Source organism: Pseudomonas sp. PvP028, from assembly GCF_017832255.1.
Classification (GTDB): Bacteria; Pseudomonadota; Gammaproteobacteria; order Pseudomonadales; family Pseudomonadaceae; genus Aquipseudomonas; species Aquipseudomonas syringae.
Map to the genome: position 1 here is coordinate 3,689,785 of NZ_JAFIBL010000001.1, position 20,168 is coordinate 3,709,952.

A 20,168-nucleotide genomic window follows, 5' to 3' on the forward strand; every position below is an offset into this window, starting at 1 on the left:
TCTCCTTGATTGGGGTAAATCACATACACACAGTATCGACTTCGCAACCCATCAAGTCTATTTTCTAATAATCATGAATTGATAACTTTGGTTGATAGATATGGACTTGCGCGATCTCACCTATTTCGAAACCATTGCCGAGCTGGGGCACCTCGGACGCGCTGCGGAGAAGCTCAATCGCAGTCAGCCAGCGCTGACCAAAAGCATTCAGCGCCTCGAGGAATCATTCGGCACGCGACTGTTTCAACGTGACGGCCGACGCATCAAGCTGACCCCCGTAGGCGAGCTGTTGCAGGCGCGTGGCAAGGAGTTGCAGCAAAGCATCGCCCAGACCCAGCGCGAAATCCGGGATTTCGCCAGTGGCATGGTGGGTAACATTCGTGTCGGCTGCGCCGCGACCATGGCGGAATATTTGATGCCGAAACTGACTTCGGCCTTGTTGCAACGTACCCCGGACGTCACCTTGAAGCTGGTGATAGGCCAGGATGACCTGCTGCGTGAATCGTTGCGCTCGGGGCAGCTGGACATGATCATTTGCGCGCTGGCGCCCGACAGTGAAGACGTCACCAGCTTTGCAATACTGCAGGACGAAGCTGTGGTGGTGGCCAGCAAGAATCATCCGATTTTCAAGCCGGCATTGAAAATGAGTGACCTGTGCGCGTATCGCTGGGTACTGCCGCCGGTGAGTGTTTCATCGCGCAAATGGCTGGACGCGACCTTCGCCGCTCATGGCCTGCCGCTACCGACGGTGCAGATCGAAGCGAACTCAATCTCGCTGTTGCCGGGGCTGATTGCCCGCAGCAATCTGTTGAGCTTCATTGCCCGCGAGTCTCTGGAGTTCGGCAAGACCATGCAGCACCTGCGTGAAGTGCCACTGGAGCAAACCACCCTCAAACGCACCATTGGTGTGACGTTGCGCAAGGGCGGTTACCTGTCACCCGCGGCAGAAGGTATGTTGCAGATGCTGCGCGATAATGGCGGAGACTTTCTGGGTTGGGGCTGACAGCCTGCGCTCAGCCGCTCGCCGGCAGGGCCTGAAAGCCGCTCAGGTACTTTGCCAGCGCCTCTGCACCCAGCTCCACGGTCGAGCTGGTACCCGCCCAACTGCAGCCGAGCATCAGGTTGCGCGGCAAGTCGAAGTCTTCAACCGCAAACCCATTGGCGTCGAGACCGTTTTCATCGTGGGGAACCAGCTCGCGCAGCGACGCCACTGGTTCAAAGTACGCCCACACCGGTTTGTTCAGTGCGACCGCCATCCCGACTTCGAATGCGGTGCCTGAATCCGGCTCCAGACCACGGAACACGTTGAGGTTGACCAGCATGGCAGTGCAGCGGTGGATCATCGCGACATTCATCGAGTAAATCTGCTGTGCGGTTTCATGCGCTGTCCGTCCGTGCGTGACCTCATTGTCGAACGGGTACAAACCCTCAAGCCCGTGTGCGGCGCACAATGCCTTGAGATAGCGTCCATGTTCCACGGCGTCGGTCCTGAACACGTCGAAGCCTGCGAGATAAACCAGTGGCGCGTGCATATTCGTCTCTCGGCTGCAGATATTATCGCGCCGATTCTAAGGCGGACCGTCTGCTCGCGATACATGCCATTGATCGGCTGGAACACGAACAGCAGGCGTTTGCGCTGGAATCTGTACGGATAACCAGTATCCTTGTTCAGTCTGCTCATTTGTCATGTGAACGCTGGCCTTGAATAACTCGCCCCTCGACAACCCGTTTTATTACCTGGAAAACTTCCGTCAGGTCCTTGGCTGGATTGCCCGGCGCTATGATGACCTGCTCGATGCGAGCGAGCGCCGCTTCATCAGCGAGTTTGCCGAGCTGCCGGTGCCCTCCCAGGGTTTGCTGGTGCGCATGGTGATGCGCAAAGGCGTGTTGTTTCGGGCCAGCAAACTCGGTTATGTCGAGATTGGCGACCCTCATGACGCGGTATTGCCGCTGCTGGCGCGGGAGTGGGTCGACAGCGCTCCGCCGCTGGGCCTGAGCGAGCTGTTCCAGCTGCTGCGTCGGGATGAGTTGAGCCAGTGCTTCAAAGACCATGCGGTCAAGGGCCCTGAGCGCAAGCAGGAATGGTTCGAGCGCTTGCAGCCGATGTACCCGTCGCCGCAGTCCCTCGAACAATGGCACCCGACCTTGCCCGACGCCGTATTCGGCCTGAAGATCATGCCGCTGTGCGATCGCCTGCGCTTGCTGTACTTCGGCAATCTGTACCAGGAATGGTCTGAATTCGTACTGGCTGACCTGGGTATCTACCGCTACGAGAAAGTCGAGTTTTCGCTGGAGTCGCGCGGCATCAACCAGCGTGCCGACATCGATGTGTGCCTGCAATTGCATGCCTGCCGGGAAGCGCTGGAAACCTGCATGGAACTGCGTGCGCTGGCCGAGCGTGTCATTGCCATCGAGTGCGGTAACCCGTGGTTGCTCATGCGGCGCGGCAAACTGCTGTTTCGTATCGGGCAACAGGCCGAACGCATGCAGGACTGGCCTCTGGCGATGGCGGTCTATCGTCAGTCCAGTTACCCCGGCGCGCGCTCAAGGCAAATCCGCGTACTGGAGCGCAACGCCGAGTACGCAGCGGCGCTGGCGCTGGCGGAACAGGCCCGTCTGGCACCGGAAAGTGATGCGGAGGTCCAGCACCTGTCACGCGTATTGCCACGCCTGCAACGCAAGCTCGGCCTGACGGCAGCGCGCAAGCGCACGGTGCGGGCCATTGCGCGGCTGGACGTACAGGTCTCGCCAGTATCGGGAATGAGTGTCGAGCGTCTGATACGCCTGCACCTTGAAGAAGAGCAGGGTGGGGAGGTGCATTACGTCGAAAATGCGCTGATCAATTCACTGTTCGGGCTGCTGTGCTGGCGAGCCATTTTCGCCCCGTTGCCGGGTGCATTCTTTCATCCGTTTCACAGTGCGCCGAGTGACCTGTACAGCCCTGACTTCTACCAGCGCAGGGCGACATTGTTCGATGCCTGTCTGATGCAACTGGAGTCGGATGAATACTTGGCGACCATTCGTGAGCATTTTCAGGGCAAATACGGTCTGCAATCACCCTTTGTATTCTGGGGAGCGCTGACGCCAGAGCTTCTGGAGCAGGCACTCTACTGCCTGCCGGCAGAGCATTTGCTTCGCTGGTTTCGTCGGCTGTTGCAGGACATAAAAGCCAACCGGACAGGGATGCCCGATCTGATCCAGTTTTTTCCGGAACAGCGTCGTTATCGAATGATCGAGGTCAAGGGGCCGGGTGACCGCCTCCAGGACAACCAACTGCGCTGGCTGGACTTCTGTGCCGAGCATGGCATGCCGGTGGAGGTGTGTTACGTGCAGTGGGCGACTGACGACAGTGTCTGCGTCAGTAGCGACCTGTCAGATCATCAAGGGGCCTTGTGCCCGTCCTGACTGTCCTGATGATCCGCATCATGGGGCTGTTTCGAATCATGAGGCTTGTCATCCGCACTGCCGTTCTTTCCGGGCAAGGGGTCAATACCTTTGGTGCCGGGGCTTGTGCCTGGCGCGCCGGGGCTGGTTCCATCGACGTTGTTTTCCGCTCCGGTGCCCGGTACTTTTGGGCTGTCGCTGACCGGGTTGGTCGGGCCGGTCGAACCTGCAAATGCACTGGTGCCCGACAGGGCCAAAAATGCCGCGAGGCTTATCGCCCCCAATCTACTCCTGATCATTATGCAAACTCCGTGAGTACTTTGATTGAAACAGTACTTGATTGAAACGGTGACGCGAGAAGGGTAGACCCGCGGGCAGGGCATGGTCCTGCCCGCGTAAGACGCCTGATTATTGAGTCTTGGTCTTTTCAGTGACGGTGCTCTTGTCGTGAGTGCCGTGTGTAGCCTTGTCGTGCTTCATCGAACGCTCGGCTGCCGCTTCTTTGCTTTCAGTCTGCACGCCTGGAGTCTCGGACGAGGTGCGGTCCATCGGCTGGGTATTGGTGCCCGGCAGTTTGGTCGCATTCTTGTTGATCGGGGTTTCAGGGGTGGTGGTCGACTCGGCGAAGGCCGCACCTGAAGCTACAGCCATCAGGCCAGCAAGAGTCAGGGCAGTCAGTTTGGTCTTGATCATGGTGCTTACTCCGTTGTTTTAAAGGACTCATATTGGTCATTGGCCAGTGGCCATAGGTGCCGTCGAACCCGACGAACGGTAGATATGTTCGATACATGACGGCTTACGTCGTTGCTATCAGCCGTGAGAGCGATCGCGCGCTCTTTTCGGTCCTCATACACCCCCTTAGCGCCGTCGAAAGCGGATTTTTAAGTTGATTTAGCTATAACGTGACCGCTTGGTCATTTACAACGATTCTTAAAATCACACTTTCTTACATTTTTATAACGCAGCTGGCATTCCGCTATCTGATGAGTGGTGGCAGAACGCTATTTGGCTTGGCGCCACGCAAATAGCCCGTAAACATTGGCTTTCAAAGGGTTTGTCACCACCAGCGACGTAAGAAATTACTTACAAAAACGTTCCGCGCACGACACGATTCGTTGGATTGTCATTAAACAGCAACATTTGAGGTTTTAAATCCGCCTCGGGCCTCCTTAAGTGGACCACCACACAATCTCCTGGACTGAGGTATTACCGTGATTCTGCTGACTAAAAAACGCTTGTCGCTTCTGATCGCATCGCTGTGCCTTAGCGGTGTGGCTCACGCGACTGATGTAACAGGCGCTGGTTCGAGTTTCGTCTACCCGGTTATTTCGGCGTGGTCCCAGGACTACAGCAAGAGCAAGGATAACCGTATCAACTATCAGTCCATCGGTTCGGGTGGTGGTATTGCCCAGATCAAGGCTGCGACCGTTGACTTCGGCGCATCCGACGCCCCGATGTCCGCAGAAGATCTGCAGGCTGGCGGTCTGGGTCAGTTCCCGAGCGTGATCGGCGGTATCGTGCCGATCGTCAACGTCGAAGGCGTCGAAAGTGGCGCACTGAAGCTGGACGGCCCAACCATCGCCAAGATCTTCATGGGCGACATCAAGAAGTGGAACGACCCTGCAATCGTTGCCCTGAACCCTGATTTGAAAGATCACCTGAAAGATGTGGCGATCACCGTCGTTCACCGTTCGGACGGTTCGGGCACCACGTACAACTTCACCAACTACCTGAGCAAAGTCAGCCCGGAGTGGAACGAGAAGCTGAAGTTCGGTTCGACCGTACAGTGGCCAGCAGGCGTGGGCGGCAAGGGTAACGAAGGTGTTTCGGCCTATGTGAAGCAGATCAAGGGTTCGATCGGCTACGTCGAGTACTCCTACGCGACCACCAACAAGCTGTCCTACACTCAGCTGAAAAACGCTGCCGGCAAATTCATCAAGCCTGATGCCAAGGCATTTGCTGCTGCCGCTGACACTGCCGACTGGGCAAGCGCCAAAGACTTCAACCTGATCATGACCAACGCGCCGGGTGAGGCTGCATGGCCGATCACCGCGACCACCTGGATCATCATGTACAAGAAAGCCAAGAACGAAGAGAAAAGCACGGCTGCTTTCGACTTCTTCAAATGGTCCCTGGAAAACGGCCAGAAGCAGGCCGAGAAACTGGAATATGTAGCATTGCCAAAATCGCTGGTTGATCGCGTGGAAAGCTACTGGAAAACGGAATTCACCAAGTAAGTGATTCAACCCGTACCACCCCTGTCATCAGCCGCGATATCGGCTCGGTGACGGGGGCTTTTCCTTGCGAGTGGCCTCAACATGACTGAAAACACCCAATACCTGTCCGCTAACGTCTCCGCTGGTGAGTCCGAGGGCGAGAAGCGCGCCAAACGGGATCATCGTCATGACCTGTGGTTCAAGCGTTCATTGCAGGCTGCAGCGATGCTGGTGCTTGCTTTGCTGGGTTGTATTGCCTTGTCGACCCTGTGGGGCGGCAGTCTGGCATTCCAGACTTTCGGGTTTAGCTTTCTGACCAGCACCGAGTGGGACGTGAACGCCGGCAAGTTCGGCGCCCTGGTTCCAATCTACGGCACCCTGGTTACCTCTTTTCTGGCTTTGCTGATCGCCGTACCGGTGAGTTTCGGCATTGCAATCTTTCTTACCGAAGTAGCGCCGCCTTGGTTGCGCATGCCGATCGCCTCGGCCATCGAGCTGTTGGCCGGTATCCCTTCGATCATCTACGGCATGTGGGGGCTGTTTGTCTTCGGCCCATTCATGGCTGAACACCTGTCGCCGTGGATCACCGAAAACCTTGGCGCACTGCCGCTGATCGGTCCGATGTTCCAGGGGCCACCGTTGGGTATCGGCATGCTGACCGCCGGTATCGTGCTGGCGATCATGATCACGCCGTTCATTACCTCGGTGATGCAGGAAGTCTTCCGCACAGTGCCCGTAGCCCTTAAAGAATCGGCCTATGCACTGGGCGGTACAACCTGGGAAGTGGTCTGGGACATCGTGCTGCCTTACACCCGTTCGGCCGTTGTCGGCGGTGTGTTCCTCGGGCTGGGACGCGCGCTCGGCGAAACCATGGCGGTAACCTTCGTACTGGGCAACGCGCATCAATTCTCGGCTTCGCTGATGATGCCGAGCAGTTCGATCGCTTCGGTGATCGCCAACGAGTTCAACGAGGCCTATACCGACTTGCACCGCTCCGCACTGATAGCCCTTGGCTTCCTGTTGTTCGTCGTCACCTTCATCGTGCTGGCCCTTGCACGCCTGATGCTGTCGCGCCTTTCGCGTAAGGAGGGGTTATGAGTAAGGATGTGACCGGCAGCGAGCACCTGTATCGGGTTCGCAGTTTCAAGAACAAGATTGCGATGGTGCTCAGCTGTGGTGCCACTGCCTTCGGCCTGCTGTGGCTGGTGTGGATTCTGCTGACCACCATCATCAAGGGCATCGACGCGCTCAACCTGCAACTGTTTACCGGCATGACTCCGCCGCCTGGTACCGAGGGTGGCCTGGCCAACGCGTTCTACGGCAGCGTGCTGATGTCCGGCATCGGCCTGCTGATCGGTACGCCGATCGGCCTGATGGCCGGCATCTGGCTGGCCGAATTTGCCCGCTACACCAAACTGGGCAACACGGTTCGCTTCATCAACGACATCCTGCTGTCGGCACCTTCCATTGTGCTCGGTCTGTTCGTCTACACCGTCGTGGTACTGCCACTCAACGCGGTGACAGGCCATCAGGTGGGCTTTTCGGCGATTGCCGGTGCGCTCGCGCTGGCATTGCTGGTGATACCGGTGGTGGTGCGTACCACTGACGAAATGATGCAACTGCAACCCTCGACCATGCGTGAAGCTGCGCTGGCGCTGGGTGTACCGCAATGGAAGCTGACCCTGCAAATCGTCCTTCGCGCGGCCAAGGCTGGTGTGGTAACCGGCGTATTGCTCGCATTGGCACGCATCACCGGCGAAACCGCGCCGCTGCTGTTCACCGCTTTCGGCAACCAGTTCTGGAGCAGCGATCTGCTCAAACCCATCGCCAGCGTTCCGGTGGTGGTTTTCCAGTACGCCATGAGCCCGTTCGATGACTGGCACTCCCTGGCATGGGCCGGTGCGCTGGTCATGACGTTGTTCGTACTGATACTGAGTCTGCTGTCTCGCTTAATTCTTCTGCGCAATAGGGCGTCCTGATGAACAACCTTTCCCTGGCCAACGAAAAAACCAAGATCCAAGTACGCGGTCTGGAGTTTTTCTACAACAACCAGAAGTCGTTGAAGTCCATCGACATGACCATCCCCGAGAAGCGCATCACTGCGATCATCGGCCCGTCGGGTTGCGGTAAGTCGACCCTGCTGCGCGTCTTCAACCGCATCTACGCGATGTACCCGAAGCAGGAAGCACGCGGTGAAGTGCTGCTCAATGGCGAGAACATCCTGGCGCCAGGCTATTCGATGAACCGCCTGCGCAGTCATGTGGGCATGGTGTTTCAGAAGCCTGTGCCGTTCCCGATGTCGATCTACGACAACATTTCCTATGCCATCAAGCACCACGAAAAACTGTCGCGTCGGGAAATGGAAGATCGCGTCGAGCAGGCCCTGCGTGGTGCGGCCTTGTGGGACGAGGTCAAGGACAAGCTCAAGCAGAGCGCGACCGGCCTGTCCGGTGGTCAGCAGCAGCGTCTGTGCATCGCCCGCACCATCGCGTTGCGTCCTCAGGTATTGCTGCTCGACGAGCCGACCTCGGCACTTGACCCGATTTCCACAGGACGTATCGAACAGCTGATCACCGAGCTTAAAGAGCAGTTCACCGTGATCATAGTGACCCACAACATGCAGCAAGCGGCGCGTTGCTCCGACTACACGGCCTTCATGTTCATGGGGGAACTAATCGAGCACGGCGACACCGATACCATCTTCACCAAGCCCTCCAAGACCCAGACCGAAGATTACATCACCGGTCGTTTCGGCTGATCATCCGGCCAGGGCGGGCGCTTCCTGGCGCTCGCCCATGAACTCCTCGATCCTGCTGCGCAGCCAACGCTCGGCAGGGTCGCTGTCCATCACACTCAGCCACGTCATTGACAGGTCCAGCCCCGGCGTGGGGAAGGGCAGTGGCTCGTCATACAGCAAACCCAAGGCGCTCATGGCCTTTGCCGCGTAGTCGGATAGCCCCGAAATCATGTCGGTGCCGGCCATCAAGGCGGGCAGGGTGGCGAACTGCGGCACCGACAACACCACCTGCCGCTTGCGCCCCAGCGCGGTCAGCCACTCATCGGAGAAACTATTGACGCTCGCAACGTGCGACACCACCACGTGCGGGCGCGAGCAGTATTCGTCCAGGCTCATGGGGCTGGCAGGCTTGTCGGCGCGCACCAGCCTCGGCTGCACGTTACGCAGGGTCTTGCGCTTGGCGTTGGCCGGTAGTTCACGGGTCAGGCAGACGCCAACGGTGATATCGCCGGACATCAGCACTTCGGAGATATTCAGGTAGTCGACATGCTTGACCACGATCACCACGCCGGGCGCTTCCAGGCGGATGGCCTTGAGCATCGCCGGCAGCAGGCCGAATTCGACGTCATCGGTCAGGCCGATGCGAAAGGTCATTTTGCTGACTGATGGATCGAAGTCGGTGGTCAGGCTGAGCGCCGTGGACATGGCGTCCAGCGCGGGCGTCAGGTGCTTGAGAATCTCGTGGGCGCGTGCAGTGGGTTCCATGCGGTGGCCGACGCGGATGAACAGCGGGTCGTTGAGCAGACTGCGCAGGCGATTCAAGGCAGCGCTTATCGTGGGCTGGCCGAGAAACAGTTTTTCGGCTGCACGGGTGACGTTACGCTCCTGCATCAATGTTTCGAATACCACCATCAGGTTGATGTCGGCCTTGCGCAGTTCATTTCGATTCATTGCTGTTCCTTGGCATCAGACCCGGATGGCCACAACGGCCGATAACGGGTGGCTAAGTCTAGGCAGTCCGCACAGAAGGCGTCCAGCATTTTGCCCCAACATGATGAAACGTCTGCTTACGCTTCTTCAGGCAGGAAAAGGGCGAATCTGTAGGGGGAAACAGGGTCTACTGGCGGGCCTGCGGTTTAACGTAAAAACCGCCGTAGATTCCCGATCCCTAGCTACAGGAGGTGCCCCTTATGCGGGCTGCAAAGATTGCCGGCATGTTGATGTCGTTGACGCTGTCAGGCGTAGCACTGGCTGAGACGCCCGGTTATGGCCAGCAACTGGAAGGTTTCACATACCCCCATGCGCTGCACAAATTCAGTTTCCAGTCCCAGGGCCAGACGCTGGAAATGGGTTACATGGACGTCGCGCCCAGCGGCAATGCGAATGGCCGCACCGCAGTGCTGCTGCATGGCAAGAATTTTTGCGCTGCGACCTGGGAAGACACCATCAAGGGACTGAGTGCAGCGGGCTATCGCGTTGTCGCACCGGATCAGATCGGTTTCTGCACCTCGACCAAGCCGGAGTACTATCAGTACAGCTTCCAGCAGTTGTCGATGAATACCCATGCGCTGCTGGAAAAGCTGGGTATCGAAAAGGCCTCTGTGATCGGTCACTCCACGGGCGGCATGCTCGCTACGCGTTACGCGTTGATGTACCCGAAACAGACCGAGAAGCTGGTGATGGTCAACCCTATCGGCCTCGAGGACTGGAAAGCACTCGGCGTGCCGTACCGCAGCGTCGATCAGTGGTATGAACGAGAGCTGAAGACCACCGCCGAAGGCATTCGCGCCTACGAGCAGAAGACCTACTACGATGGTCGCTGGAAGCCTGAGTATGACAAGTGGGTCGACATGCTGGCCGGTCTGAACAAAGGGCCGGGGCACAAGATCGTGGCCTGGAACTCGGCGTTGATCTACGACATGATTTTCACCCAGCCGGTGTTCTACGAGTTTCCCAAATTGCAGGTGCCGACGGTGCTGATGATTGGCGATGCCGATACCACTGCCATCGGCAGCGACATCGCGCCGCCTGAGGTCAAGGCGAAGATCGGCAATTACAAGGTATTGGGCAAGCAGGTGGCGCAGATGATCCCGGGCGCCAGGCTGGTGGAGTTCAAGGGCAAGGGCCATGCCCCGCAGATGGAAGACCCGCAGAGCTTCAACAAGGCGTTGGTCTCCGAGCTTCAATAAGCTGCAAGAAATGCCCCGCAGCAACCTGGTTCGACAGCGACCAGGTTGTCTGCGATCGGCATTGTCGATTAAACGGCAATCTCTACCTGATCACCCTTGAGCCTTACCGGCCAGACTTCGAGACGCTGTTCCGGGTATTCGATGCAACTGCCGTCGTGCAGACGAAAGTGCTGCTTGTACAGCGGCGAAGCGATGACCAGCTCGCCCGCGATCTGCCCGATCAGACCACGCCCGATCACGTTCGCCCCGGATTTGGGATCGCGGTTGTCGATAGCAAAGAGCTGCTCGCCCTGTGCGGTTTCGGGCAGGTAGAACAGCGCGACCTGCGCGCCGTCCAGCCATGCCACGACGCCTGAATTGGCGACCAGATCCGCGCGCCCACACAGCGTCTGCCAGTGCGGCTGCGCTGCCGTGGGCGCATTGTCGCCGGCAAGTATTGTCTGAGACGCGTTCATCACACCACCTCCTTGAACAACGGAATAAGGGCCAGCTCTTCGGGTTTTGCCGGACGGCGCTGGGCGCGTTCCTTGACGAACTGCACGTCGGGGTCAGCCCGCCCGTCGTTGACGAAAGTGCGGAAACGCTTGAGCTTTTCCGGGTCCTTGAGGGCGTTGGCCCATTCGCATTCGTAGCGGTCTACCACCAGTTGCATCTGCGACTCCAGCTCTGCGGCCAGGCCCAGGCTGTCGTCGATGATGACCGCCTTGAGATATTCGAGGCCGCCTTCCAGCGTTTCACGCCAGACCGAGGTACGTTGCAGCTTGTCGGCGGTGCGGATGTAGAGCATCAGAAAGCGGTCGATGTAACGAATCAGGGTTTCGTCATCCAGGTCGGTGGCGAACAACTCGGCGTGACGCGGACGCATGCCGCCGTTACCGCACAGGTACAGGTTCCAGCCGTTCTCGGTGGCAATTACGCCGACGTCCTTGCTCTGCGCTTCGGCGCATTCGCGTGTGCAGCCGGACACGGCGAACTTGAGTTTGTGCGGCGAGCGCAGGCCCTTGTAACGGTCCTCAATGCGCAGCGCCATGGCGACGCTGTCCTGCACGCCGTAGCGACACCAGGTGCTGCCAACACAGGATTTAACCGTACGGGTCGACTTGCCGTAGGCATGGCCGGTCTCGAAGCCTGCCTCGATCAGCTCGCTCCAGATATCCGGCAACTCGTGCAGCTGCGCGCCGAACAGGTCGATGCGCTGGCCGCCGGTGATCTTGGTGTACAAGTCGTATTTTTTCGCCACCGCGCCAATCGCAATCAGGCCGTCCGGGGTAATTTCACCACCCGGAATACGTGGCACCACCGAGTAGGTGCCGTTTTTCTGCATGTTGGCCATGAAGGTGTCGTTGGTGTCCTGCAGTGGCACCAGCGAAGGCTCGGTGATGGGGCGGTTCCAGCACGACGCCAGGATCGAGCCGACTGCGGGCTTGCAGATGTCGCAGCCATGCGCGCCTTTGCCATGGCGAGTCAGCAGCTCGTCAAAGGTCTCGATGCCTTCGACGCGCACCATCGAGTACAACTCCTGGCGGGTATAAGCGAAGTGTTCGCAGAGGCTTTTGTCGACCGCCACACCGCGGGCCATCAGTTCATGCTCGAAAACCTGTTTGAGCAGTGCGGTGCAACCGCCGCAACCGGTGGCCGCCTTGGTGCAGGACTTGATTGCGGCCAGATCGGTGCACCCATTGTCGATGGCCGAGCACACGGCGCCTTTGCTGACGTTATGGCAGGAGCAGATGGTCGCTGTGGCGGGCAGGGCATCGGCGCCCAGCGTCGGTGCGCCTTCGCCACGCGGCAGAATCAGGCTCGATGGATCGGCGGGCAGCGGGATGCCGTTCTGCGCATATTGCAGCAGCGTGTCGTAGTAGCTGTTATCGCCGACCAGCACCGCGCCGAGTACCTGCTTGCCATCGGCCGACACCACCAGGCGACGGTAGCTGGCGGTGGCTTCGTCAATGAAGCGATAACTGACGGCCCCGGCCAGCGCACCGTGCGCATCGCCGATGGAGCCGACGTCCACGCCCAGCAGTTTGAGCTTGGTGGACATGTCGGCGCCGAAGAACGCGTCAGTATCCTGTTCGCACAACTGCGCTGCCACGCCACGGGCCATTTGATAACCGGGCGCAACCAGGCCGAACACACTGCCGTTCCAGGCTGCGCATTCGCCGATGGCATAGATATCGGCGTCGCTGGTGCGGCAATGCTCGTCGATTGCGATGCCGCCGCGTGGGCCGAGCGCCAGTTCACACTGACGGGCCAGGGCGTCTTGCGGGCGAATACCTGCGGAGAACACGATCAGGTCGGTTTCGAGAAACTCGTCATTGGCAAAGTTCATGCGATAGCGGTACTGCTTGCCGTCGCTGATCGACTGCGTGGCGCGGGACAAATGCACGCCAACGCCCAGCGCTTCGATACGCGCTTTCAACGCAGCGCCACCGAGGTCGTCCAATTGCACCGGCATGAGACGCGGCGCGAACTCGACGACATGGGCTTCCAGCCCCAGCGATTTAAGCGCATTGGCTGCTTCCAGCCCCAGCAGTCCGCCGCCGACCACGACGCCCCGGCGGGCTTTCGACGCGGCATAGCGAATGCTGTCCAGGTCCTCCAGTGTGCGATAGACCAGCCGGGAGTTGCCTCGGGCGCCTTCGATAGGCGGTACGAACGGGTAGGAGCCGGTGGCCAGAATCAGCTTGTCGTACCCGAAGCAGCCTTCGGCGGTGATGATTTCGTGACGATCACGATCGATCTCCAGCACCGGTACGCCGAGGTGCAGCGTCAGGCCGGGTTGTTCGTAAACGGACATCTCGCTCATGGCCAGTGATTCGGCGTCGCGGCCGGTGAAGTATTCGGACAGGTGCACGCGGTCGTAGGCGCGCTGTGTTTCTTCGCCAAAGACGTGGATGCGATAACGCTCGAGTGCGCCGCCTGCGATCAACTGCTCGACGCAATGATGTCCGACCATGCCATTACCGACGACGATCAGGGTTTTTACATCGTTGGGGGGGAAGACTGTGGTGTTCATAGCGAGTCCCGGCCGAGGCCAATCAGGTTTTTCAAAGCAAAAAAAAAGCGCCCGGAACCGTTCGGTTCCAGGCGCCTTTGCCTGTTGTCTTATTGGTTTTTCGGGGGTGCCATCGAGCCACGTTGCCGGAAGCACCCGAGTAGCCCTCTGGTCTTTGCGAGACTGGCGATCCACGTCGATCAACCGGGGCGGCCCGACCACCTTCATGGTGGGGTTGTTGAGGATTATGCAGAGGTTGTGCCAGCTTGCGCCGGCAGCGCTTCAAGCCCGAATGGGCAATGCCCGCACGGCCGCGCAGCGTTTACAGCCGCATCTGGCGCAGGATTTTTCCTGCCTTGCATTGGTGCGCCTCAAGGGGGCTGCGCTGTAAAGCTGTGCGCCTTACGCGGAGCGTGGGCACGATAACGGCGTGCCTGCGGTCTGTCATTGATTCTGCCCGCCGGTCGCTCCCACGGCCTTCGGCCAGAATCAAAAGCGGACTTGCGTATAACGCTGAGCGTTCCGCGTGGGAATGCCTGTCGTGACGCTCTGCGTCACAATTCTGCGCCGCACCGCCTGCTCTAATTTAAGCATTGCGTTCAAAAGCCCACGTCTGGCGTAACATTTGTATCACCCTGCAATTCCTCCAATAAGTCCGTGCTCATGAACATCACTATCACTGAAGTGCACCCCTCCGAGATTCCGCACACCGTCGATTTCGTCATGCGCGCGCGTGCCGCGATCTTTCCCTTGCTCGACACCGTCACCGTTCCGCCCGATCTGGCCGGTTTCGAGCAGGTGTATCTGAACGGTGAGGACGGCAAGTTCCTGATCGCCCGCTGTGAAGGGCAGATCATCGCGGCTGTGGGCTACCTGCCTTACGATCATCGTTTCCCGCAGTTCGATTACCGCGGGCGCAGAACTGTCGAGATCGTACGTCTGTTCGTCACGCCGGAGTTTCGCGGCGACGGGCTGGCCAGCCGCTTGTGTCAGGCGCTCTGGGCTCATGCCGAGGCAGGCGGCATAGAGGTTTTGTACCTGCATACCCATCCGTTTCTGCCAGGCGCGATCCGTTTCTGGGAGAAACAGGGCTTTGCTGTAACCGATGTGGAGAGCGATCCGGTGTGGAACACCACTCATATGGAGCGCGTTCTTTAAGAGGCCTTTATCAGAAGACAGAAAGGGGCTGGCAGGGCGCCAACCCCTTGTACCGATCAGTGCGGAGAACGCTGGCGCGCAGTCTTGAGCAGGTCTTCCGGCGTGATGTGGCCGACCACCGATTTGGCCGCCGCGCTGCCGGGGAGCGGCAAGTCGAGAATGTGACCTTTCATCTTGCCGATCACGTGCATTTCGCAAGGCTTGCAATCGAACTTGAGGGTCAGCACTTCATCACCGTGCACCAGTTGCATAGGCGCGACCTTGGTGCGCACGCCTGTCACACCTTTGGCCTGTTTCGGGCACAGGTTGAACGAGAAACGCAGGCAATGCTTGGTGATCATCACCGGCACTTCGCCGGTCTCTTCGTGGGCCTCGTAGGCCGCGTCGATCAACTGCACGCCGTGGCGATGATAGAAGTCGCGAGCCTTCTGGTTGTAGACGTTGGCCAGAAAAGACAAGTGCGACTCCGGGTACACCGGTGGCGGGGTGGTCTCGGCCTTGCGTCCGCCGCGCGGATGAGCCTTGATGCGGGCTTCGGTCAACGCCTCGATCGCGTCGCGACGCAGGGTCTTGAGCTGCGAGTTGGGCACGAAGAACGCCTGTGGCGCGTCAAGCCTGACATCCTGGGCATGATAGATCGTGGTGCCCAGTTGGGTGAGCAGGTCACGCAGCTGATCCAGCGCCTGCTCGGGCTTGTTGGCCGTTCCGAATGGCCCATCAAGACCGACCGTGACGCTCACGCCTTCTTCGCTGGTGGCTTTCAGGCTCAAATGATCTTCGCGCAGCGTGACCTGCCATTGAACGCCGATACGACGCTCGGCCGAGGTCTTGAGCAGCGCTTGTTGCCAGTTGTGGTCCAGGTTGCGGTTCAGCGGATGATTGGGGCGTAGGCTGGAAAGGGCCGCTGGCATCTCGTTGGGCTCCACGCGATAGCGCCAGCGTTTCTGGCCGTCTTCTTCGAACTCGCCCTTGAGCTCGGCGATGTTGGCACGGAAGCCCACCACTTCACGCTTGATCTGCACATTGAGGCCATCGCCGTTGGACAGCGGCTCATGGGTCACGGCGATCAGATCGCGCTTGCCGAGCTTTTCAACGGTGCCCACCGCCAGACCAGTGAAGGTCGGCGTGTCGAACGCGCCGATGTCGATCTTGCGGTCGCTGACGAAATAATCGGTGCTGCCGCGATGAAAGGTCTTTTCCGGGTCCGGCACGAAAAAGTGCGCGGTACGGCCGCTGGAAGCACGTGCCAGGTCCGTGCGGTCTTCGAGAATCTCGTCCAGACGCTGGCGATAATAAGCGGTGATGTTTTTTACGTAGCCCGCATCCTTGTAGCGTCCTTCGATCTTGAACGAGCGCACGCCGGCGTCCACCAGTGCACGCAGGTTGGCACTCTGGTTGTTGTCTTTCATCGACAACAGATGCTTTTCGAAGGCCACAACGCGACCCTGATCATCCTTGAGGGTGTACGGCAGGCGGCAGGCTTGCGAGCAGTCACCACGGTTGGCGCTGCGGCCGTTTTGCGCGTGGGAAATATTGCACTGCCCGGAGAACGCCACGCACAGTGCGCCGTGGATGAAGAATTCGATGGCCGCGTCGGTTTCGTCAGCGATTGCGCGGATTTCCTGCAGATTCAGTTCCCGGGCCAGCACCAGTTGCGAGAAACCGGCCTGATCGAGAAACTTCGCCCGGCTCAGGGTGCGAATATCGGTTTGCGTACTGGCGTGCAGCTCGATGGGCGGAATGTCCATCTCCATCACCCCGAGGTCCTGCACGATCAGTGCGTCCACGCCGGCGTCGTAGAGCTGGTGAATCAGCTTGCGCGCAGGCTCCAGTTCGTCGTCATGGAGGATGGTGTTGATGGTGGTAAAGATTCGCGCGTGATAGCGGTGCGCGAATTTGACCAGCTCGGCAATGTCACTGACCTCGTTGCAGGCGTTGTGCCGCGCACCAAAGCTCGGCCCGCCGATATAGACCGCATCGGCACCATGCAGGATGGCTTCACGGGCGATGGTCACATCCCGTGCAGGGCTGAGCAATTCCAGGTGGTGCTTGGGTAACGACATGGCAACGGGATCCGGCTGCGGGCAAAGCGCGCATTGTAGTGCCACAGACCGCGCGGTGCACCTGTTGCAGATTGCAGCAGGTGCCGGACTGACCATCGGCGCGGTTTCAGCGCGAGCGCAGGCGCAGAATCTTCGCCCCGTCACTGGGGTCGGTCAGCCAGTGCGCCACGACGCCGAATGTGCTCAGCAGGCGTTCCGGGGTCAGCACCTCGAGCGGCGCACCCAGCGCGACCAGCCGACCCTTTTCCATGACCGCCACACGGTCGCAGTCCAGTGCCTGATTCAGATCGTGCAGGGCAATCACGGTGGTTACCGGCAAGGCTCTGACCAGACCGAGGATAGTCAGTTGGTGCTGGATGTCCAGATGATTGGTCGGTTCGTCCAGCAGAAGGATCTGCGGCCGTTGCGCCAGCGCCCGGGCGATGTGAACGCGCTGCCGCTCGCCACCGGACAAGGTGTGCCAGGCGCGTTTTTGCAGGTGCAGCATGTCCACATCCTGCAACGCCTGGCGAACGATCGCGTCGTCCTCGGCGCTCCACGGCTCGAGTGCCGACAGCCATGGCGTGCGGCCCAGTTCGACGGCGTCCAGTACGGTCACGGCGTCGCTGGTTTCAGCTTGCTGCTCGACCACCGCCAGCAGGCGCGCCACGTCCCTGCGGCTCAACGCCTCAAGTGCTTGCCCGCCCAGGCTGACCGAGCCGCTGACCGGCTTCTGAATGCCGGCCAGTAGCTTGAGCAGGGTGGATTTGCCCGAGCCGTTGGGACCGACCACGGCCAGGGTTTCACCCGCGGCAATGCTCAGGTCGACATCGCGCAGCAGCGCCGCGCCACGAACCGAATAACCCAGACCGGAACAACCGAGCACCGGTGTACTGGGCGGATGAGGTAAGGCGTTCATCGCGTGCTGTTGCCCCGGATAAGAATCAAAGCGAAGACCGGTGCGCCGATCAGTGCGGTAATCACCCCGATCGGCAGCGCCTGCCCCTTGATCAGTGTGCGCGAAAGGATATCGGCAGCGATCAGAAACAGTGCACCGCTCAAGGCACTCAGCGGCACCAGCCGCGCGTGCCGGACACCGACCAGCATGCGCACCGCGTGCGGGATCACCAGCCCGACGAAACCGATGGAGCCGACAATCGAGACCATCACTGCGGTGACCAGCGCGGCGGTAGCGATCAATATGATCTGCACGCGGCGTACCGCGATCCCCAGTGATGCCGCCGAGTCGCTGCCGAAGGTGAACGCGTCCAGCGCTCGCCGGTGCCAGAGGCACACCAGCAGACCGACCAGCACCGTCGGCACGGCCAGCCAGACCGAGTGCCAGCGCACGCCGCTGAGGTTACCCAGCAGCCAGAACATGATGCCGCGTGCCTGCTCGGAGCTTGCCGATTTGGTGATCAGAAACGAGGTCAGGGCATTGAACAGTTGCGAACCGGCGATCCCGGCCAGAATGATCTGCCCGGCTGCCGTGGTGCCGCGTGAAGAGTGCGCCAGCAGGGCGACCAGCGAAAATGCCGCCACGGCCCCGACAAAGGCACCCGCCGACATCGAGATCGCACCTGCACCGAAGCCCAGAATGGCGACCAGTACTGCACCGGTCGAGGCCCCTGCGGAGATCCCCAGCAGATACGGGTCTGCCAGCGGGTTGCGCAATAGCGACTGCAACACCACACCACAGATCGCCAGCCCGGCCCCGCAGGCCGCTGCGACAATAGCGCGGGTCAGCCGGTAGTTCCAGACGATGCCTTCGTCGATAGGGTCGAGCACATAGCCGGCGGCCCAGAGTTTGTTGGCCAGCACCTGAAAAACCACCTGCAGGCTGATCGAGGTTTCGCCGATCGCGGCCCCGATCAGGATCGCCAGCACCAGCACCGCCGAAACCCAGAGCACATGAACCAACGCTATCGGTAATCTCATTTGGCAGCGTTGAAACGGTTGGCGGCGTCAGCCAGTTCCTCGAACCCGGTGAACAGACGCAGGCCAGCCTGCATGCCCTCGGCGTCGATGATCACGATCCGGTCATGCTTGACTGCGTCCATGTTGCGGGTCACCGGGTCGGTCTTGAGGAATTCGATTTTTTTCAGGTAATCGTCGGCCGGGAAGCGGCGGCGATCCATGCGCGCGATGACCAGAATGCTCGGGTTGGCCTTGGCGATGGTTTCCCAGCCCACGGTTGGCCACTCTTCGTCGGACTGGACAATATTGCGCATGCCCAGGCTGTTGAGCATGAAGTCTGGAATGCCTTTGCGGCCTGCCACGAAAGGGTCGCTGGCAAGGTCAGAGCTGGAGAACCAGAACAGCGCCGAGACGTCGTTGGCCTTGTTCTGCCTGACGTTGGCAATCGCTGCGCTCAGGCGGCCCTTGAGGTCGGTGACCAGCGCGTCGCCGCGATCCTGCACATCGAAAATCTGCGCCAGTTGCTCGATGCTCTTGTAGATGGTCTCGATGCGGAATGGCTCCAGTCGTGTGCCATCGGCACCGACCAGATTGTCCTTGCCTTCGCAGTCGGACGGCAGGATGTAAGTAGGTATCTTCAGGTCATGGAACTGCTCGCGGGTGCCGACCACGCCCTGTTTGCCAACCATCCACTCCAGCTGCACGGCCACCAGTTCCGGTCGCTTGCCGATTACCGCTTCGAAACTGGGCTCGTTGTCGGCCAGGCGTTCGACCTTGTCGTTCTGCGCCTTGAAGCGTGGCAATACGTTGTTGAACCACAGCGAGGTGCCGACCAGTCTGTCGCCCAGGCCCAGTTCGTAAAGCATTTCGGTGCCGGCCTGGCCAATGGTTACAGCCTTGGTTGGCGCATGCGTGAAGGTCAGGGTCGCGCCACAGTTTTCAAGGGTCAGCGGGTACTGAGTGGGGGCGGCGAGGGCCAGGGTGGACAGCGTCAGGCTGGCAGCGAGTGCGGCGAGGCGGGGCAGCGACATGGAATGCGGTCTCCTTTGGAGCAGGTGCCAGGGCGCAATGCACATCAGGAAACACATCCCCGGAAGATAACCGGGCACGGCAGGAAATGCCGACGCGTGCGGATGTCCTTCCCGGACACCCCGCCGGTTAGTTGGTTGAATCGGGTCGGCAGGTCTCCTGACTGACACGTCATCGCCAGGCTCCGGCCTTCCCGGATCACGATCCAGTGGCAGTCATGGAGCAGGCTCGGTGCCTACAGTTGCGGGGGCAGTTTCGTTTTTCGCCTGGTGGAAAAAGGCGGGCGAATTCCCTGTTAGTTCCTCTCGGAAACCGACGCGCGGCATGGTAAACGATAAGCGTTTTAGTGGCTAATCCTTTGCAGCGCCGCTGCAGCAGACGGTCGGCCAGTTCAAAATCGTCCTGATGAGCACGGAACTTTCGGCAAAAACGCTTAAATTATCTTCATGTTCACGCCCGTAAAACCGAAAATCCCCATTCCAGAGCGCTCGCGTGAAAAAC

General features: G+C 59.7%; 18 protein-coding genes and 1 riboswitch. Of the genes, 8 read left to right on the top strand and 10 right to left on the bottom strand.

Going from position 1 to position 20,168, the window contains the following annotated elements; all coding sequences use genetic code 11:
- Positions 1–100: 100 nt before the first annotated feature.
- On the top strand, positions 101–1,003 hold the full coding sequence (locus tag JOE34_RS16415; RefSeq protein WP_003417523.1) for a LysR family transcriptional regulator: 903 nt from the start codon (positions 101–103) through the stop codon (positions 1,001–1,003).
- Between the two features lie 10 nt (positions 1,004–1,013).
- Here JOE34_RS16415 and JOE34_RS16420 read toward each other — a convergent pair whose 3' ends face one another.
- On the bottom strand, positions 1,014–1,532 hold the full coding sequence (locus JOE34_RS16420) for a nucleoside 2-deoxyribosyltransferase (RefSeq protein ID WP_010407009.1): 519 nt from the start codon (positions 1,530–1,532) through the stop codon (positions 1,014–1,016).
- 169 nt (positions 1,533–1,701) lie between these two features.
- Between JOE34_RS16420 and JOE34_RS16425 the strand changes: the two genes are divergently transcribed.
- On the top strand, positions 1,702–3,405 hold the full coding sequence (locus JOE34_RS16425) for a VRR-NUC domain-containing protein (protein ID WP_209996092.1): 1,704 nt from the start codon (positions 1,702–1,704) through the stop codon (positions 3,403–3,405).
- Here JOE34_RS16425 and JOE34_RS16430 read toward each other — a convergent pair.
- Positions 3,381–3,683: a hypothetical protein gene (locus tag JOE34_RS16430; protein ID WP_024664983.1), complete on the bottom strand. Its 303-nt coding sequence runs from the start codon at positions 3,681–3,683 to the stop codon at positions 3,381–3,383. The two genes, JOE34_RS16425 and JOE34_RS16430, sit on opposite strands and share 25 nt — an antisense overlap.
- A 109-nt stretch (positions 3,684–3,792) precedes the next feature.
- Positions 3,793–4,077, bottom strand: coding sequence for a hypothetical protein (locus JOE34_RS16435; RefSeq protein ID WP_003315458.1), 285 nt, complete (start codon positions 4,075–4,077; stop codon positions 3,793–3,795).
- A 518-nt stretch (positions 4,078–4,595) separates the two neighbouring features.
- Between JOE34_RS16435 and pstS the strand changes: the two genes are divergently transcribed.
- The 4 genes from pstS to pstB all read left to right on the top strand — a co-directional run bounded on the left by pstS (position 4,596) and on the right by pstB (position 8,358).
- Positions 4,596–5,621 (top strand): phosphate ABC transporter substrate-binding protein PstS, encoded by a 1,026-nt coding sequence (gene pstS / locus JOE34_RS16440; protein WP_003315457.1) that lies wholly within the window; start codon positions 4,596–4,598, stop codon positions 5,619–5,621.
- A gap of 81 nt (positions 5,622–5,702) precedes the next feature.
- Positions 5,703–6,698: a phosphate ABC transporter permease subunit PstC gene (gene pstC, locus JOE34_RS16445; RefSeq protein WP_003315456.1), complete on the top strand. Its 996-nt coding sequence runs from the start codon at positions 5,703–5,705 to the stop codon at positions 6,696–6,698.
- Entirely contained in the window at positions 6,695–7,579 is an 885-nt protein-coding gene (pstA, locus tag JOE34_RS16450; RefSeq protein ID WP_003396464.1) for a phosphate ABC transporter permease PstA, read from the top strand. The genes pstC and pstA overlap by 4 nt, the downstream gene beginning before the upstream one ends.
- Positions 7,579–8,358: a phosphate ABC transporter ATP-binding protein PstB gene (gene pstB, locus JOE34_RS16455; protein ID WP_002553918.1), complete on the top strand. Its 780-nt coding sequence runs from the start codon at positions 7,579–7,581 to the stop codon at positions 8,356–8,358. The genes pstA and pstB overlap by 1 nt, the downstream gene beginning before the upstream one ends.
- Here the strand turns inward: pstB and JOE34_RS16460 are convergent, their stop codons facing one another.
- On the bottom strand, positions 8,359–9,288 hold the full coding sequence (locus JOE34_RS16460; protein WP_003426270.1) for a LysR family transcriptional regulator: 930 nt from the start codon (positions 9,286–9,288) through the stop codon (positions 8,359–8,361).
- Positions 9,289–9,527: 239 nt separating this feature from the next.
- Between JOE34_RS16460 and JOE34_RS16465 the strand changes: the two genes are divergently transcribed.
- Positions 9,528–10,526 (top strand): alpha/beta hydrolase, encoded by a 999-nt coding sequence (locus JOE34_RS16465; protein WP_010406941.1) that lies wholly within the window; start codon positions 9,528–9,530, stop codon positions 10,524–10,526.
- A gap of 68 nt (positions 10,527–10,594) precedes the next feature.
- Here the strand turns inward: JOE34_RS16465 and nirD are convergent, their stop codons facing one another.
- Together nirD and nirB are read right to left on the bottom strand one after the other, a co-directional pair.
- Positions 10,595–10,981 (bottom strand): nitrite reductase small subunit NirD, encoded by a 387-nt coding sequence (gene nirD / locus JOE34_RS16470; RefSeq protein WP_010406939.1) that lies wholly within the window; start codon positions 10,979–10,981, stop codon positions 10,595–10,597.
- Positions 10,981–13,542 (bottom strand): nitrite reductase large subunit NirB, encoded by a 2,562-nt coding sequence (gene nirB, locus JOE34_RS16475; protein WP_024649082.1) that lies wholly within the window; start codon positions 13,540–13,542, stop codon positions 10,981–10,983. The genes nirD and nirB overlap by 1 nt, the downstream gene beginning before the upstream one ends.
- A gap of 642 nt (positions 13,543–14,184) precedes the next feature.
- Here nirB and JOE34_RS16480 point away from each other — a divergent pair.
- Complete coding sequence (locus JOE34_RS16480; RefSeq protein ID WP_010406923.1) at positions 14,185–14,679, top strand: GNAT family N-acetyltransferase; 495 nt, start codon at positions 14,185–14,187, stop codon at positions 14,677–14,679.
- 56 nt (positions 14,680–14,735) lie between these two features.
- On the opposite strand, the gene JOE34_RS16485 is transcribed toward JOE34_RS16480, so the two are convergent.
- From JOE34_RS16485 to JOE34_RS16500, 4 genes are all read right to left on the bottom strand, one after another.
- Entirely contained in the window at positions 14,736–16,742 is a 2,007-nt protein-coding gene (locus tag JOE34_RS16485; protein WP_010406920.1) for a U32 family peptidase, read from the bottom strand.
- Positions 16,743–16,848: 106 nt separating this feature from the next.
- Positions 16,849–17,640, bottom strand: a complete 792-nt coding sequence (locus JOE34_RS16490; protein WP_010406918.1) for an ABC transporter ATP-binding protein — start codon at positions 17,638–17,640, stop codon at positions 16,849–16,851.
- Positions 17,637–18,659: an iron chelate uptake ABC transporter family permease subunit gene (locus tag JOE34_RS16495; protein WP_044313401.1), complete on the bottom strand. Its 1,023-nt coding sequence runs from the start codon at positions 18,657–18,659 to the stop codon at positions 17,637–17,639. The genes JOE34_RS16490 and JOE34_RS16495 overlap by 4 nt, the downstream gene beginning before the upstream one ends.
- Positions 18,656–19,669, bottom strand: coding sequence for an ABC transporter substrate-binding protein (locus tag JOE34_RS16500; protein WP_010406905.1), 1,014 nt, complete (start codon positions 19,667–19,669; stop codon positions 18,656–18,658). The genes JOE34_RS16495 and JOE34_RS16500 overlap by 4 nt, the downstream gene beginning before the upstream one ends.
- Positions 19,670–19,798: 129 nt before the next feature.
- Positions 19,799–19,999: riboswitch (cobalamin riboswitch) on the bottom strand.
- Positions 20,000–20,168 lie beyond the last annotated feature (169 nt).